This window comes from Streptomyces iranensis, assembly GCF_017874715.1.
Taxonomy (GTDB): Bacteria; Actinomycetota; Actinomycetes; order Streptomycetales; family Streptomycetaceae; genus Streptomyces; species Streptomyces iranensis.
In genome coordinates this window covers 117,361-133,229 of record NZ_JAGGLR010000026.1, presented here as the reverse complement: position 1 = coordinate 133,229, position 15,869 = coordinate 117,361, and the positions used below count along the sequence as shown (strand labels likewise).

13 protein-coding genes and 2 tRNA genes are annotated in these 15,869 nt (G+C 71.8%); 11 read left to right on the top strand and 4 right to left on the bottom strand.

Going from position 1 to position 15,869, the window contains the following annotated elements; genetic code table 11:
- Window positions 1-14: 14 nt before the first annotated feature.
- From J2Z30_RS38485 to J2Z30_RS38445, 9 genes are all read left to right on the top strand, one after another.
- A complete protein-coding gene (locus J2Z30_RS38485) occupies window positions 15-2,297 on the top strand; it encodes a cell division protein FtsK (RefSeq protein ID WP_044572832.1) in 2,283 nt (760 codons plus the stop codon).
- Between the two features lie 141 nt (window positions 2,298-2,438).
- Window positions 2,439-2,690: a hypothetical protein gene (locus J2Z30_RS38480; RefSeq protein WP_044572829.1), complete on the top strand. Its 252-nt coding sequence runs from the start codon at window positions 2,439-2,441 to the stop codon at window positions 2,688-2,690.
- Between the two features lie 28 nt (window positions 2,691-2,718).
- Window positions 2,719-2,913 carry a hypothetical protein gene (locus J2Z30_RS38475; protein ID WP_044572827.1) on the top strand — a complete coding sequence of 65 codons (195 nt, stop codon included), beginning with the start codon at window positions 2,719-2,721 and terminating at the stop codon, window positions 2,911-2,913.
- 20 nt (window positions 2,914-2,933) lie between these two features.
- Window positions 2,934-3,134, top strand: coding sequence for a hypothetical protein (locus J2Z30_RS38470; RefSeq protein ID WP_044572822.1), 201 nt, complete (start codon window positions 2,934-2,936; stop codon window positions 3,132-3,134).
- Window positions 3,131-3,388 (top strand): hypothetical protein, encoded by a 258-nt coding sequence (locus tag J2Z30_RS38465; RefSeq protein ID WP_044572821.1) that lies wholly within the window; start codon window positions 3,131-3,133, stop codon window positions 3,386-3,388. Before J2Z30_RS38470 ends, J2Z30_RS38465 begins: the two co-directional genes overlap by 4 nt.
- 109 nt (window positions 3,389-3,497) lie before the next feature.
- A complete protein-coding gene (locus tag J2Z30_RS38460) occupies window positions 3,498-4,382 on the top strand; it encodes a bifunctional DNA primase/polymerase (protein WP_044572819.1) in 885 nt (294 codons plus the stop codon).
- Window positions 4,379-5,539, top strand: a complete 1,161-nt coding sequence (locus tag J2Z30_RS38455) for an AAA family ATPase (RefSeq protein ID WP_044572818.1) — start codon at window positions 4,379-4,381, stop codon at window positions 5,537-5,539. Before J2Z30_RS38460 ends, J2Z30_RS38455 begins: the two co-directional genes overlap by 4 nt.
- Entirely contained in the window at window positions 5,536-5,751 is a 216-nt protein-coding gene (locus J2Z30_RS38450; RefSeq protein WP_044572817.1) for a helix-turn-helix domain-containing protein, read from the top strand. The genes J2Z30_RS38455 and J2Z30_RS38450 overlap by 4 nt, the downstream gene beginning before the upstream one ends.
- Entirely contained in the window at window positions 5,748-6,902 is a 1,155-nt protein-coding gene (locus tag J2Z30_RS38445; RefSeq protein WP_044572816.1) for a site-specific integrase, read from the top strand. Before J2Z30_RS38450 ends, J2Z30_RS38445 begins: the two co-directional genes overlap by 4 nt.
- Before the next feature lie 81 nt (window positions 6,903-6,983).
- Here the strand turns inward: J2Z30_RS38445 and J2Z30_RS38440 are convergent.
- Together J2Z30_RS38440 and J2Z30_RS38435 are read right to left on the bottom strand one after the other, a co-directional pair.
- Window positions 6,984-7,056: transfer RNA gene (locus J2Z30_RS38440), tRNA-Arg, on the bottom strand.
- A 327-nt stretch (window positions 7,057-7,383) separates the two neighbouring features.
- A tRNA-Ser gene (locus J2Z30_RS38435) sits at window positions 7,384-7,474 on the bottom strand.
- A gap of 286 nt (window positions 7,475-7,760) precedes the next feature.
- Here J2Z30_RS38435 and J2Z30_RS38430 point away from each other — a divergent pair.
- Both J2Z30_RS38430 and J2Z30_RS38425 read left to right on the top strand, forming a co-directional pair.
- On the top strand, window positions 7,761-8,210 hold the full coding sequence (locus J2Z30_RS38430) for an SSI family serine proteinase inhibitor (protein ID WP_078956784.1): 450 nt from the start codon (window positions 7,761-7,763) through the stop codon (window positions 8,208-8,210).
- A 213-nt stretch (window positions 8,211-8,423) separates the two neighbouring features.
- Entirely contained in the window at window positions 8,424-13,124 is a 4,701-nt protein-coding gene (locus J2Z30_RS38425) for a hybrid sensor histidine kinase/response regulator (RefSeq protein ID WP_078956783.1), read from the top strand.
- 322 nt (window positions 13,125-13,446) lie between these two features.
- On the opposite strand, the gene J2Z30_RS38420 is transcribed toward J2Z30_RS38425, so the two are convergent.
- Entirely contained in the window at window positions 13,447-15,102 is a 1,656-nt protein-coding gene (locus J2Z30_RS38420; RefSeq protein WP_044581694.1) for a long-chain fatty acid--CoA ligase, read from the bottom strand.
- A gap of 206 nt (window positions 15,103-15,308) precedes the next feature.
- A complete protein-coding gene (locus J2Z30_RS38415; RefSeq protein WP_044572814.1) occupies window positions 15,309-15,839 on the bottom strand; it encodes a SigE family RNA polymerase sigma factor in 531 nt (176 codons plus the stop codon).
- Window positions 15,840-15,869: the final 30 nt, after the last annotated feature.

The following is a 15,869-nucleotide window of genomic DNA, read 5'->3' as shown; positions in this document are numbered from 1 at the left end:
GGAAGGAACCTTCAGTGAACCACCCCGACGACGACAACGAATTCTTCGACCGGCTCGAAGCTGAGATAGCCGCCGACTTTTCGCCCGGCCCCGGGGGCGAGGTGGTCGACTTCAGCAAGGCCCGGTCCGCCCGTGCCGAGTCGGCCAACCCCACCACCCGACCCGACGCCGACGCGTCGCCCGACTCCGAGCCGACCGAGTCGACTCCTGCGGATGCCGACCGGTCGGACGACTCGGGAGACGGTGAGTCGGATGACGCGTCGGTCGTGATGGTCGACGGTCCGGCCCCGTCCGGTCCGGGTCTGATGGACCGACTCCGGGCCGGGCAGCGGCGCGAGGTGATCCCGGCCTGGGCGACATCCAAACCGGAGTTCGTCAACGCGATCGGCTGGCTCGGCGGCTACGCCTGGCACACCACCGCCTTCCACGCGGTGCGCCTGCCCTGGTACTCCGCCCGACTCGCCTTCCAGGCCCCGGCCGGGCTGGCGAAGTTCGTCGGCGGCACCCTGCGGTGGGTCGCCGACACCGAGGGGGAGCCGCTGCGGCAGGTCGCCGCCCGACGCGAGAACGTCGAGGAGTACCTGAAGCTGTCGCGGCAGCGCGACCACCGGGTCAAGCTGCGCGGCATCCTCATGCTGCTCGGCCTGATCGTCGGCCCGGTACTCGCCATCGTGCTGTTCGTGCTCGCCCCCACCTGGCTGGAGGTGCTGGTGCTGGCACTGCTGACAGCCGGATTCGGCTTCCTGGGCGCCCCCTCCGACAAGCCCGTCATCTCCCGCGCGGTCGTCACGACCGAAGTCGAGCGACTGACGAGCGGCATCGTGGAACGCGCTCTGGGCGCACTCGGCATCGCCGAGATCAACAAGGCACTCGCCAAGGGCGGGGAGGGCATCAGGTTTCCTGCCCCGATCACTCGCGACGGCCCCGGCTGGCGCGCGGATGTCGACCTGCCCTACGGCGTAACCGTGCCGGACATCCTCGACCGGCGCGAAAAGCTCGCGTCCGGCCTGCGCCGCCCGCTGGGTTGCGTGTGGCCCGAGCCGGTCACCGATGAGCACGCCGGACGGATGATGCTGTGGGTCGGCGACCGGCCGCTGAACAAGGTGCCCAAGCCCGCATGGCCGCTGGCCAGGACCGGGGCGGCATCGCTGTTCAGGCCGCTGCCGTTCGGCACCGACCAGCGCGGCCGGAACGTCGACATCACGCTGATGTACGACAACGTCCTCATCGGCGCCATGCCCGGCATGGGCAAGACGTTCAGCCTGCGTACCGCGCTGCTGGCCTCGGCCCTGGATGTGCTCGCTGAGCTGCTGGTGTGGGAGCTGAAGGGCACCGGCGACCTGGACCCGCTCAAGCGGGTGGCAGCCGACTACGGTTCCGGCGCGGACGACGAAACGGCCGCGGCAACTCTGGACTGCATCCGCTACGTCTACAAAGACCTGGAGCGCCGGGCCAAGGTCATCAGCTCCCTGCCCAAGGACAAGTGCCCGGAGAACAAGGTCACCCCGGAACTGGCCGCGAACCGCTCCCTCGGACTGCACCCCCTGGTGCTCGCCATCGACGAATGCCAGGAACTGTTCAGCCACGAGAAGTACGGCAAGGAAGCCGGGACCCTGTGCACCGGCATCATCAAGCGCGGCCGAGCGCTCGGGGTGATCCTGCTGCTGGCCACGCAGCGCCCGGACAAGGACTCTTTGCCCACCGCAATCAGCGCGAACGTGGGCACCCGCTTCTGCCTGCGAGTCATGGGCCAGCTGGAGAACGACATGATCCTGGGCACGTCGCTGTACAAGAGCGGCATCCGCGCCACCTCGTTCACCAGGTCCGACAAGGGCATCGGCTACCTGGTCGGCGCGGCCGACGAACCGCAGATCGTGCGCGGCTACTACATGGACAACGAGGAAGCTGACGCCATCTGCGAGCGCGCACGCAAGGCACGCGCCGACGCGGGCACGCTGCGCGGTATCGCCGCCGGTCAGACGCCGGAGCGGCGCGAGGTGGCGGATCCGCTGCTTGAGGACATCCTCGCCGTCGTCCCGGCGGATGAGGCCAAGCCGTGGAACGACGTCACCGTCGACCGCCTCGCCGAGCTGCGGCCGGAGAAATACGGCGCGTGGGGCGAGATGGCCCCGGCGGACAAGGCGCGGCAGCTGACCACCGCGCTCAAGCCGTACGGCGTGGCCACCGGACAGGTGGCCCGGCGGATCAACGGCAAGACCGTCAACCGGACCGGCTTCGAGCGCGCCCACATCGTCACCGCGATTGCGGAGCGTGACCGAAACCGCGACGCGGGCTGACTCGGATGGGTCTCTAGCGCTAGGGGGCCAACCCTCTAGCGCTAGAGACCCCGCTAGCGCCCCGTATAGGGGCTGATCAGGCTGCTAGCCGCTAGCGGCCCACCTGCGGAAACCCCTGAAACCCGCCCTCGGAGGCACTTCGTGACCCTGATCCTCCTCGCTATCGCCTGCCTGCTGGTCGTCACGCTCGGTTATGCATCGGTGTGTGCGGCGAGCCCGTTCGGAACCTGCCGCAGGTGCAATGGCTTCGGCTTCGCCACGACCACCGACCGCAAGGGACGTCCCAAGCGCGGCAAGGACTGCCGCCGCTGCAAGGGCCACGGCAAGCGCATACGCGCCGGTCGCTGGTTCTACAACCGCGCCGCTCGCATCCACCGCGACGGCACCCGCTGACCCTGCTCCCAGAAAGGGGCTCACGCCCATGACCGTCACCGTCTCCCTGGTGCTGCTGCTCGCCCTCGGCCTGGGTGCTCTGTTCAAGGGCGGGCACCTGCGCACCGGGGCCGCTGTCGTCGCCGTGCTGTTCGGCTTCTACCTCGCCAACACCGACGCGGCCCCGTCAGTGAACAAGACCGTCACCTCCATCACCGACGCCATCACCGGCATCGGCAACTGAGCTTCAGGGGGCCGGTCCACGTGAACGAGCGCATCACGCTCATGGCCGCTGGCGAACTCCGCGATGCGCTCGCTGCCCACCAGCGCGGCGATGTGCCCGCGACTCTCGGGGCGCTGATGAGTATCGATCCCGAGTCCTGGCAGGCCATCGAACGCCGCCTTGCCTCCCTCGGCGGCAACCTCCCCGACGTCCTCGCCGCTCTCCGAGGAGAAACCCCGTGACCCCCGAACTGATCACCGCCGCCGCGCTGCTGGCGCCCGGCGCGATCCTCGGCCCGGTGTGCCTCGCCGGACACCGCCGCGCCCGCCGCCGCGACGCCATCGAAGCCGCGGTATGCGCCGCCTACCGGCCCGGCCCGCCCGATGAGGCCCCCGAACCGCCGCCCAAGGGCCGCATGAAGGGCAAGCCCCAGACCACGCCCGCCCGCCTCGCCCAGGTCATCGACTTCCCCGCCAACCGCCGCAACGCGGCCTGACCACAACCCTCACCACCGCACTGCACCGGGGCGGTCGCCCTCTCGCCAAAGACCGCGACCGCCCCAGCCCTACCCCATCCGTCCGCAGACAGAACAGGAGACCCCAAGCATGCCGCAACCCGCACGACCCGCACAGATGGCGTCCGCGCTGGACGCCGCCGCTCGCGGCTGGCACGTCTTCCCTCTCATCCCCGGTGACAAGCGCCCGGCGGTCCGCGCGTGGGAGGAGCGCGCGACCACGGACCCCGAGCGCATCACGCACTGCTGGGCATCCGGCCCGTACAACATCGGCGTGGCCACCGGCCCGTCCGGGCTGGTCGTCCTCGACCTCGACACCCCCAAAGGCGAGCAGGACACCCCGCCGGCCGAGTGGGCTTCCCGGGGTATCTCCACCGGGGAGGACGTGCTGGGCGCGGTGTGCGAGCAGCACGCGCAGCCCTACCCGCACCAGACGCACACCGTCCGCACCGGACGCGGCGGCATTCATCTGTACCTGACCTCCCCGGCCGGGGAGGAGATGCGGAACACGGCGGGCAAACTCGGCTGGAAGGTCGACACCCGCGCGGCAGGCGGCTACGTCGTCGGCGCGGGCAGCATCGTCAACGGCCGCACCTACACCGTCATCCATGACGCCCCGGCAGCCCCGCTCCCGGGCTGGCTCGCGCAACTGCTCCGCCCGGCACCACTGCCCCCGCAACAACCCGTCACCGTCCCGCTGGCCACCGACCGGCACGGCGCCTACCTCCGCCGCGCGGTCAAGGACGAACTCGCCAGGGTCACCCGCTCCCCGGACGACGGCCACAACAACGCCCTGTACCTCGCGTCCGTCGCCCTCGGGCAGCTCGTTGCCGGAGGCGAGCTGGCGGAGCACGACGTGACCGAATGGCTCGCCGCTGCCGCCGCCCAGGTCGGCCAGAGCGACCGCGAGGCACGGCGCACCATCGCCTCCGGTCTGCGGGCCGGTGCCCGGCGCCCCCGGCAGGTGGCGGCATGACCAACCCCATCCCCCCGCTCCACCTGTACTCCGTCCCCCGCGAGCAGGACCCCGAGCAGCCGCCACCGCCGCCCCGGCCGCGCACCGCGTGGACGGCCGATCAGCTCATGGCCACCGAGTTTCCCGAACCCAAGTGGGCCGTGCCCGGACTCCTCTCCGAAGGCGTGAACCTACTCGCCGGACCGCCGAAGGTGGGCAAGTCCTGGATGTCCCTCGGCCTGGGGCTCGCGGTCGCGTCCGGGGGCAGGGCGTTCGACAGCGTGCCCGTGGACGGCGGCCCCGTGCTCTACCTCGCACTCGAGGACACCCCGCGCCGCCTCCAGAACCGCATGGGCAAGCTGCTGGGCGGTCAGCCCGCCCCGGCCGGGCTGACCCTGGTGACCGAGTGCCCGCCGCTGCCCCAGGGCGGGAACGAGGCGATCGCCGGATGGCTCGACCGCAACCCGGACGCCCGCATGGTCGTCATCGACGTGTTCGCCAAGATGCGCGGCCCCTCCCCGCAAGGTGCCTCCGCCTACGACGCCGACTACGCCGCTGTCGGACACGCCAAGCGGCTCGCCGACCACTACGGCGTGGCCGTCGTCCTGGTCCACCACGTCCGCAAGGCAGGCTCGGACGACTTCCTCACAGAGGTCTCCGGTACCAACGGTCTCGCGGGCGCCGCTGACGCCACGCTGGTGCTCAAGCGCTCCCGGGGGCAGGCGGACGGGGTTCTGCACGTCACCGGCCGCGACGTGGAGGAAGCCGAATACGCGCTCTCGCTCCACCAGGCGTCCGGCGCCTGGCAGATGCTGGACGGCCCGGTCACCGACCACACCATCGGCGACACCCGCGCCGCCATCCTCCGAGCCGTCCGCAACAACCCCGGTGCCAAGCCGAAGGACATCGTCCAGGCGCTCCCGGAGGTCGACGCCGACACCGTCCGCCGCACCTGCTCCCGTATGGCCGCAGACGGCCAGCTCACCAAGGGCAGCGCCGGACGGTACTTCCCACCGGAAAACCGGACACAGGACGAGGGCACCCCGGAGGTGTCCCAGCTGTCCGACTGTCCGGTTACCCCCGCTGACCAGCCAGAACTACCCGGACAGCCCGAAACCCGGGGTGTCCGACTGTCCGATTCCGACGGCCCCACCCACGCGAACCGGAGGACGTCATGACGCTGGCCATACCCGAACGCGACGCACCCCTTCTCTACCGCGTGCCGGACGCCATGAAGGTTCTCGGCATCAAATCGAAGAACACCATCTACGACCTGATGCGCACCGGTCGTCTGCGCTCCGTCAAGGAGGGGCGCGCACGCCTCATCCCCATGTCCGCCCTTCGCGAGTACGTCGCGCTCCTGGAGCGCGAGGCAGGAGAGCAGCAGTGACCAAGCGCCGCAGCAGGGGCGACGGTGGACTTCACTGGGACGACAAGCGACAGCGCTGGATCGCCACCGCCAGTCTCGGTTACGACCCCAGCGGCAAGCGGATCGTGAAGCGCGGCAGCGGCAAGACCAAGACCGAGGCCAAGAACAAGCTCAAGGAAGTCCTCCGCGACCATGAGGACGGTCTCGCCATCGCACCCACCGGCTACACCGTCGAAAAGGCCGTGACCGACTGGCTGACCTACGGCCTCACCGAGGTCGACGCGGCGACCGTGGCCAACTACACCAACCTCTGTGGGAAGCACGTGATACCGGCGCTGGGCGCCCGGAAGCTTCGCGACCTCAGCGCGGACGACGTGGACCGGTGGCTCACGTCCAAGGCACCGGAACTCAGCACCCGCACACTGCGACTGCTGCACTCACTCCTCAACCGCTCCATCCGGCGGGCCATGGCCCGGGACAAGGTGAAGCGCAACGTGGTGGAGCTGTGCTCCATCCCGAAGGGGCGGGAGGGCCGCCCGTCCAAGGCGCTCACCCTCGCCCAGGCCGAGGCGGTACTGAATGCGGCGGAGGACTCCCGGCTGCACGCCTACATCGTGGTCGCGCTGCTCACCGGCGCCCGTACCGAAGAGTTGCGGCCCCTCACGTGGGATCACGTGGACCTGGACGGATCACCGGACGCCGTTCCGGTGATCCCGCCGCACATCGCCGTATGGCGCTCCGTGCGGGCGGGAGGGGAGACCAAGACCCGGAAGTCCCGCAGAACGCTCGCTCTGCCCGGTCGGTGCGTCGCTGCCCTGGTGGAGCACCGGGAGCAGCAGGCACACCAGCGCAAGGCAGCGGGAGCGCGGTGGAAGGAACAGGGGCTGGTCTTCACGTCCGACGTCGGTACCGCGTTGGACGCGGCGAACGTCCGGCTCTACTTCCGGCGGGTCCTCGGCGAGGTGAAGGGGATGGCCCCTGAGGAGTGGACTCCGCGCGAGCTGCGGCACAGCTTCGTGTCGCTGCTGTCGGACAGCGGCGTACCGCTCGAAGAGATCTCCCGACTCGTCGGGCACTCCGGTACGGCCGTGACGGAAGAGGTCTACCGGAAGCAGATCCGCCCGGTGGTCCAGACCGGCGCCGTCGCCATGGATCGCATCTTCGAGGGGTAATCTCGGGCCCGTAGTCACGCAGTTAGTCACTCAGCAACGACAGAGGCCCCTTTCCATTAATGGAAAGGGGCCTCTGAGCTGCGCGCTCGGCAGGATTCGAACCTGCAACCTCTTGATCCGTAGTCAAGTGCTCTATCCGTTAAGCTACGAGCGCTTGGCTTCTCGGCGGTTTTTCTTGCCGGTCGGCGTTGCGGGGACAACATTACATGACCTGCGCCGTCAGGCGAAATCCGTTTCCCTCACCCCCACTGACCTGCGAAAACTCGATTTTCGGGGGCTCGCGGAGTCGCCCCTGCGAGGCCTCTGAGAACTCGTCTTCGCGTCGCGAGGTACTTGAGGAGCGGGGGTGGATACTACGGAAAGCCACTGGAGAGTCACTGTGTGCCACCTCCACCAGCGGTGCGGTTGCGTGATCATTCGCGGCGGGTCCGGGAACGACACAGGGGGCCCGCGCCTTAGGCGCGGGCCCCCTGTCGGAGAGCGGAGGCTGAGGGATTTGAACCCTCGATGGGCTTTAGGGCCCAAACCGCATTAGCAGTGCGGCGCCATAGACCAGACTAGGCGAAGCCTCCAACACACCGGTCGCTCGCGTGAGCGCGAGGTGGCGTGTGCAGATGATGTCACAGCCCAGCGGGATGTCACCAATCGCGGACTACGGTACTCGGCGGGCGGGGCCCATCGCAAAGCCCTAATAGGGGGCGGGGGAGCTCGGCCCGTACGGCGGAGCGCACTCCTTACGGCCGAGGGGAGCCCTTACGGCGAGCACAGCCCCTTACGGCGGAGCAACGCGCGCGGCGGCGGCGCGTTAGACGGGGCGGGGGCAGCGCGCCCCCGACTGATCACACCAGGAGTGCCCCCATGGCCCTGCTGCACCGCCTAGCCGTCACCGCCGCGCTGACGACCGCCGCCACCGCGGGCGCGCTGGCCCCCGCCGCGGCCACGCCGCTGCCGCTGCCCCTGCCGTTCGACGGGGAGAGCGCCGATCGGCTTGTGATCACCGTGAGTGAGACCGGTGAGGCCGACGACGCCGCGACCTTTCTGCTGAACTGCCACCCGACCGGCGGTACGCACCCCCGGGCGCGGGCCGCGTGTGCACAGCTGGACTCGCAGACCGTATGGGGCCGGGATCCGTTCGCGCCGGTGTCGCCGGACGCGATGTGCACCGGGCAGTACGGCGGGTCGGCCACGGCTCGGGTGACGGGCCACTGGGCGGGGCGTCCCGTCAACGCCTGGTTCAACCGCACCAACGGGTGTGAAATCGCCCGATGGAATCGGTTCTCCGTCGTTTTGCGCACGCCTGGGAGCTGACCTGGGGATTGGGCCGGGAGTGAGAGGAGAAGAGCTCGGTGAAGTTTGTCCGGGCGTGCGTCGAGACGCGTACGTCGCGCTGCGACCTCCCTCTCATCCGCCGTCGCGTCCGGCGCTGGTGCCCGTAGACTCCCCTAGAGACACTCCGCAGATGGGACGGCAGAATGACCGCGGGTGTCAGCAAGGTGCGGTAGTCAGGGAGGAAGCGTCGTCGTGAGCAGCAGGCCATCCCGAGGCGCTGCTCGCCTCGCGGCGATACTCGACGCCCTCCCGGACGCGCTGTTGCTGGTCAACTGCAACGGCACGATCGTCAACGCCAACCACCACGCGCTGGAGTCCTTCGAGGCTCCGGGCACCGCCCTGGTCGGCCGTGGTCTGCTCGATCTGCTCCCCTCCTTCGATCCCAATCGCATTCCCGGGTCGATGCGGCGCCCCGACGAGACGCAGGGGGACGGCAGCAAGCCGACCCGGATGATGGCCCGGCGCACCGACGGGGCGCAGTTCCCCGTCGAGGTGACCAGCGCGAATCTGGAGGACGGGCGGACTCCTTACGCCGATCAGTACAGCTACACCGGCGATGAGCTGCTGATGCTCATCGTGCGCGACCTGACCGGGACGCTCGACACCGAGGCCGAACTCGCCCGTCAGCAGCGCCAGACCGAGATGATCCTGCGCGCGGCGGCGGAAGGCGTGGTCGGCGTGGACACCGAGGGCAAGGTGGTCCTCGTCAACCCGTCCGCCGCGCAGATCCTCGGCTACCGGGCCAGCGACATGGGCGGTCAGGAGCTTCACTCTCTTGTACACCACTCGCACCCGGACGGTTCCCCCTTCCCCTACGAGGAATCGCCCCTCGCCGACACCCTGCGCTCCGGCCGCAAACACCGGGTGCGCGGCCAGGTGCTGTGGGCGAAGGACGGAAGCCAGGTCCCGGTCGATCTGACCACCGCGCCCGTCCGCGACGGCGACCAACTCGTGGGCGCCGTGCTGACCTTCACCGACCGGCGGGCCGAGAAGGCCATGGCGGCCAAGCACGCCGAGGAGGTCGAGAGCCTCACCTCCCGGCACACGGAGGAGGTCGAGAGCCTCACCACCCGGCACACGGAGAAGGTCGAGAGCCTCACCACCCAGCACGCCGAGGAGCTGGAGGGGCTCACCACCCAGCACACGAAGGCCCTGGAGGAGCTGCGGACGCAGCTCACCGAGGAGCGCGCGCGGTACGCGGCACAGCTGGAGTCCGCCACCGCCCGGAACAGCCAGCTGCTCGCCGTGCTGGACCAGTCCCTGCGCGGACCGCTGCTGCAGCTGCGCCATGAGCTCGGCGTGCTCGCCGACGACCCGGCCGGGCAGCTGTGGCCCGAGGCCAACCAGATCCTGCACCACCTCGCCGCCGGCTACACCCGGATGACCACGCTCGTCGACAACGTCCTGAGCTATCAGCGGCTCGACTCGAACGGCGAGGAGCTGGCCCGCCGTACGGTCTCGATGGACGAGGTCGTATCGGCAGGTGTCGAGGGCGCGGTCGAGCTGATCGGGCCGGGGCGCGCGCAGTTCGCCGTGCACGCTCCGCCGATCGACGCCGAGGTGGACGCGGAGCGGCTGGCCCAGGCGCTCGCCCATCTGATCGCGGACGTGGCCGGAGTCGACTCCACCGGCAACGCCGCCTCGGGCGTCGCGGCGAGCGACTCCACGATCGTGGTCGCGGCGGCGCAGCGCGGCGACGTCGTACGAATCGAGGTCCGCGGGCCGTACGCGGGCGGCGACCCGGTGCACGAGCCGATCGTGCGCGGGATCGTGCGCCTGCACGGGGGCGTGCTCCAGACCCATGAGATGCCGGGCATGGGCGGGCACGCCTATGTCCTGGAGGTGCCGATCTCGGCAGCGGCCGCCGCCGAGCAGGAGCGCATGGACGGTGGCGCCGCCGGACAGAGCGGCGGCACGCAGGGACAGGGCACCTCGGGCACGGGGGCCGGTACGGGTGCCGGTACGGGTACGGGTGTGGGCACGGCGGGCGGCAACGCCCCCGGCCAGACCCCGACCGGACGCCGCGCCCGGCACGGGGCGGGCCCCGGCGACGCACCGGGCGACACCAGCGGCGGCGGCACACAGGGGAACGGCACGCAGGGCGGCGGCACGCACGGCGACGGCACACAGGGCGGTACGCCTCCGCCCAGCCTCCGTAAGGCCGACCCGCGTACAGCCGACCCGCGTACAGCCGATCCCCGTACGGACGACCCCCGTAGGGTCGACCCGCGCACCGCCGCTCAGCAGGGCGCCCCGGGGGCGGCCCCTGGCGCGCCCGCGCCCGCCGCGCTGCCCGCGGTCGTCGGCGAGGACGCCGCGGCCCAGCAGCAGAACGCGGCCGAGCCCGCGAACGCGCCACGGCCCACCGGACGGCGCAGGGCGCGCCCCCACCCCGACGAGGACCCGGCGGCGGCCGCGGCCGCCAACCCCGGCCAGAACGCCGAGGGAGCCGCGACCGGCAGCCATCGCCACGCTCGTGGCGGCGCACCGGAAGCGGCCGGTCCGCAGCCGACGGGCCCCGCCGCCATGGGCGTTGTGCCGCCTCAGGGCATTCCCGCCCAGCAGCAGCCCCAGGGCCGCCGCGCCCGGCGCGGCGCCCCGGCGCAGGAGCAGGGCGGGCCTCAGGCCGCCGGTGCCCCCGCCCCCGCGCAAGGCGCGGGCGGCCGACCTGCCCTCGCCCTGCCCGCGGCCTCCTCCGACACGCCCCAGCAGCCCGCCCAGCCGGCCGCGTCGGGCCTGCCCGCGCTGCCCGCCGCCCGCACCCCCGAGGAGCAGCAGCCCAACTGGAGCCAGGACACAAGCGGCGGCCAGCCGCAGGAGGTCCCGCCCACCGGACGGCGCCGCGCCCGCCGCGCACTGGGCGAGGCGCCGGAGCAGCCGACGCCCGACCAGGCGCAGGCACAGTCCCCTGGCCGGCCGCAACCGCAACCTCAGCAGTCCCAGTCCGAGTCCGAGTCCCAGTCCCAGTCTCAGTCCCAGCCGCAGCCGCAGCCCGCGGCGGATCCCGGCCTCGTCCGCTCCCCCTTCGCGCTGCCCCCGGCCGCCGCCGACCGGGCGCAGCCCGGCGCACTGCCTCCCGAGCTCGGCCCGCCCGAGCTCGGCCCGGCCGGGCTCGTCCCCGCACAGCACGGGCCCCGCGAGGCGCGGGGCGGCGCGCCCCAGCCGCCGCAGGGCGGGGGGCTGGCCGTACGAGGTGAGCCCGTACCGCCCAACGGCGCGGCGCGGCCCGGTGGCTGGCCGTCCGACCCCGCGCAGGGGCAGGGCCAGGACCCGCGTCGGCCCCAGCCACAGGCCCAAGGCCCTCAGCCCGCCGCGTCGGGCCTGCCCGCGCTCCCCGCCGCCCGCACCCCCGAGGACCAGCAGTCCAACTGGAGCCAGGACACGAACGGCGGCCAGCCGCAGGAGGTCCCGCCCACCGGACGGCGCCGCGCCCGCCGCGCACTGGGCGAGGCGCCGGAGCAGCCCCAGGCCCAGACTGGTCCGCAGCCCGCGGAGACCAGCGGGCGCCCACCGGCCCAGCAGTCGGCCCAGCAGCCGGCGCAGCCCCCTGCGCAGTGGCCGGACGCGCCCGCGCAGCCGCGTCCGCAGCCGCTGCCCGCCGAGGCCCCGCCGAGCGCCGACACCACCCAGGGCCGCGCGATCAGCGTGCGCACTCTGGGCCAGGGGGTGCCGTTCGCCCAGCAGGTGGGGGAGCAGCCCCAGGGCCGGCCCGCACAAGGCCAGCCGCAGGGACGCCCGCCGCAGGGTCAGCCGCAGACGCCCTCCGGAGGCACGAGTACGGGGGGCGGCAGGCGGCGCAAGCTGGCCGCGCGGCCCGAGATGACGGACCAGGGCGCCTCGGCAGAGCTGCAGCCGGCCGGCAACCGGGCGCATCCGCACACCGGACCGCAGCCCCACACCGGGCAGCCCACGCACGGCGGCCAGCAGCCCCACACCGGACCGCAGCCGCACACCGGACCGCACACCGGACCGCAGACCGGCGCGCAGCCCCGCCCCCAGTCCGGGCCGGGGGCGCAGCCGCAGCGTGCGGTGGGCCCGTCGCAGGGCTCCGGCCGTACGTTCGCCATCGGCGCGCCGGACGAGGGCGCCGAGGGGCCGGAGCCGCTCGACGGGCCCAACGGCGCCGTCGAAATCGTCGACGACCGCACCCCGCCGCCCGACGACGAACTGCCGCCGGAGCCGCTGGACAACCCGCGCCGCCTCCTGGTGTGGCCCGCGCCGGACATGTCCACCCAGCAGGCGCTGAGCGACCGCGGCTACCGTCCGGTGATCGTGAACTCCCGTGAGGAGGTGGACGCGCAGATCGCCGCGTACCCGGCGGCGCTGTTCGTCGACCCGCTGACCGGGCCGATCACCCGGACCGCGCTGCAGTCGCTGCGTACGGCGGCGGTCGCGGCCGAGGTGCCGGTGCTGGTGACCGCGGGGCTCGGCCAGGCGACCCGCGAGGCGGCGTACGGCGCCGACCCGGCCGTCCTGCTCAAGGCGCTCGCGCCGCGCGACAGCGAGCAGCATCCGTCGCGCGTGCTGCTGATCGAGGAGCACGAGCCGATCGCGATGGCGCTGACGGCGACGCTCGAGCGGCGCGGCATGCAGGTCGCCCGCGCGGCGACGGACGCGGACGCGGTCTCGCTCGCGGCCCAGATGCGGCCGAACCTGGTGGTGATGGACCTGATGCAGGTACGCCGTCGCCGGGCCGGGATCGTCGACTGGCTGCGCGGCAACGGACTGCTCAACCGCACCCCGCTGGTCGTCTACACCTCCGCGGACATCGACCCGGCGAACTTGTCCCGGCTTGCCTCGGGCGAGACGGTGCTGTTCCTCGCGGAGCGTTCGACGAGCGCGGAGGTGCAGTCGCGGATCGTGGAGCTGTTGGCCAAGATCGGCACGAACTGACGCCCGCGGCCGCCCTTGCGGGCGTCGGCCGAGCCCCGGGGCCTCTTCCGGCCCCGGGGCTCGTCGGCGATGGGCACTCCAGGTATCAGCTCGTCAGCAGCCCTTCACCTGGTTGACCTTGGCGGGCCAGTTCCACCGGTAGTGCTCCCTGTGGCCCGTGCTGATCTTCTGGCACTCGAAGTCGGTCTGCGGGTCGAGGATCACCTTCACCTGCTTGGCCTTCTTGCATGTGCTGGTGATGTACAGGTGACCCGCGCCCCCGGAACCAGGCGTTCCTCAGCCCAGCGCGATCGCGTCCCTCAGCCCAGCGTGGTCGTGTTCCTCAGCCCAGCGTGGTCACGTCCAGCACCCCGTCCGCGTACTGCTTTCGGATGACCTTCTTGTCGAACTTCCCCACGCTCGTCTTCGGCACCGCCGGAATCACCGCCCAGTGCTCCGGCAGCTGCCAGCGCGCGACCCGTTCGGCGAGGAAGGCCCGCAGGCCCTCGTAGCCGATCGTGGCGCCGTCCGTCAGGACCACCGTGGCCAGCGGTCGCTCGCCCCACTTCTCGTCCGGCACGGCCACCACCGCCGCCTCGGCGACCTCCGGATGGCCCATCAGCTGGTTCTCCAGCTCGACCGAGGAGATCCACTCACCGCCGGACTTGATGACGTCCTTGGCCCGGTCCGTCAGCGTCAGATAGCAGTCTGGGCTGATGGTGCCGACGTCGCCGGTCTTCAGCCAGCCGTCCTCGGTGAACTTGTCCTCGGGGCGGAACGGCTCGCCGTCCGCCCCTCCGTAGTACGCGCCCGCGATCCACGGACCGCGTACCTCCAGCTCACCCGGCGTCTTCCCGTCCCACGGCACGAGTTCGCCGTCCGCCGAGATCAACCGGCACTCGACGGACGACGGGAAGCGGCCCTGCGTCAGCCGGTACGGCCAGGCGTCCTCCGCCGGGAGACCGCCCGGCGGATGGGCCACGGAGCCGAGCGGAGAGGTCTCCGTCATGCCCCAGGCGGTGACGACGTGGATGCCGTGGCGCTCCCCGTACGCCTTCATCAGGGAGGGCGGGCAGGCCGCGCCGCCGATGAAGACGCTCCGCAGACAGCTCATCTCCCGCGGCCTCGCGTCGAGCTCGGCGAGCAGCCCCTGCCAGACGGTGGGGACGGCGGCGGCGATGGTGGGACGCTCGCGTTCGATCATCTCGGCGAGCGGTTCGGGCTGGAGGAAGCGGTCGGGCATGAGTATCGAGGCGCCCGCCATGAAGGCGGCGTGCGGGGTGCCCCACGCGTTGGCGTGAAACATGGGCACCACCGGCAGCAGGATGTCGCCCCCGGACATCCCGAACGACTCGGCGGTGTTGACCTGCATCGAGTGCAGATAGATGGAGCGGTGGCTGTAGGCCACGCCCTTGGGGTGTCCGGTCGTCCCAGAGGTGTAGCAGAGCGCGGCGGCCTGGCGCTCGTCGATCTCCGGCCAGGCGTAACGCTGCGGCCGCCCCTCGATCAGCTCCTCGTACTCATGGACCCGGGCGGCGCAGCCGTCCAGGACGGAACGGTCGCCGGGGCCCGCGACCACGATGTGCTTCACGGTGGTGAGGGTGGGGAGGAGCGGGGCGAGCAGCGGCAGTACGGAGCCGTTGACGATGATCACGCGGTCGGCGGCGTGGTTCACGATCCAGCCGAGCTGATCGGCGGGCAGCCGGAGGTTGAGGGTGTGCAGTACCGCGCCCATGGAGGGGACCGCGAGATACGCCTCCAGATGCTCGCAGTTGTTCCACATCAGAGTGGCCACGGCCTGCCCCGGCTCGACCCCGAGCTCATCGCGCAGCGCGTTCGCCAACTGGGTCGACCGCACCCCCACCTCGTGGAAGCTGCGCCGCTGGGGCTCGCCCTCTCCGGTCCAGGTGGTCACATGGGCCGTGCGGCCGTGCACGAGGGTCCCGTGCACGAGGATGCGGGTCACGGTCAGCGGTACGTCCTGCATCGTGCTGAGCACCGGGGCCTCCAGGGGTTCCGGTTCGCGCGGGTAGAGGTTCCGCCGATTCTGCAACCGACCACCTGGTATGTCACTACCCCCGGACCCCGTCGGTCCCCCGTCGGTCCCCCGTCGCCCCCTGCCGTATCCCCAGCCGTATCCCCTGCCGTATCCTCAGTCGTTTCGCCGGTCAGCCCCCGTCGGCCGCCATCGCGCCGATCAGGCGATCATGCCGCGTGGCCGAGTTCCGGGTCCTCGCGGAGCTTGCCGAGGGCGCGCGAGACCGCGCTCTTGACGGTGCCGACGGACACCCCGAGCACCTCCGCCGTCTGCGCCTCGCTCAGATCCTCGTAGTACCTGAGGACGACCATCGCCCGCTGACGGTCCGGCAGCCGCAGTACGGCCCGCCACAGCGCGTCGCGGAGCACCTGCCGTTCGGCGGGGTCCGGCGCGGGCACCGTCTCGGGCTCGGGCAGCTCGTCGCAGACGAATTCGTCGATCTTGCGCTTGCGCCACTGCGAGGTCCGGGTGTTGACCAGGGCGCGCCGCACATAGCCGTCCAGCGCGTTGTGGTCCTCGATGCGCTCCCACGCCAGGTACGTCTTGGTCAGCGCGGTCTGCAGCAGATCCTCGGCGTCGCACGCGTTGGAGGTCAGCGAGCGGGCGGTGCGCAGCAGCACAGGCCCCCGCGCCCGTACGTACGAGGTGAACGACGGGAACGCGGCGGCGGATACGCCTGTGCACACGGTCGTGGTCATGGCTCAACGCTAGGAGCGAGCAGGTCGGAG

What these genes read in the sequence shown, in the direction of transcription:
- J2Z30_RS38475 (WP_044572827.1), top strand. Translation starts at nt 2,719, where the DNA reads ATGACCGTCACCGTCTCCCTGGTGCTGCTGCTCGCCCTCGGCCTGGGT.
- J2Z30_RS38460 (WP_044572819.1), top strand. Translation starts at nt 3,498, where the DNA reads ATGCCGCAACCCGCACGACCCGCACAGATGGCGTCCGCGCTGGACGCC.
- J2Z30_RS38455 (WP_044572818.1), top strand. Translation starts at nt 4,379, where the DNA reads ATGACCAACCCCATCCCCCCGCTCCACCTGTACTCCGTCCCCCGCGAG.
- J2Z30_RS38450 (WP_044572817.1), top strand. Translation starts at nt 5,536, where the DNA reads ATGACGCTGGCCATACCCGAACGCGACGCACCCCTTCTCTACCGCGTG.
- J2Z30_RS38430 (WP_078956784.1), top strand. Translation starts at nt 7,761, where the DNA reads ATGGCCCTGCTGCACCGCCTAGCCGTCACCGCCGCGCTGACGACCGCC.
- J2Z30_RS38415 (WP_044572814.1), bottom strand. Translation starts at nt 15,839, where the DNA reads ATGACCACGACCGTGTGCACAGGCGTATCCGCCGCCGCGTTCCCGTCG.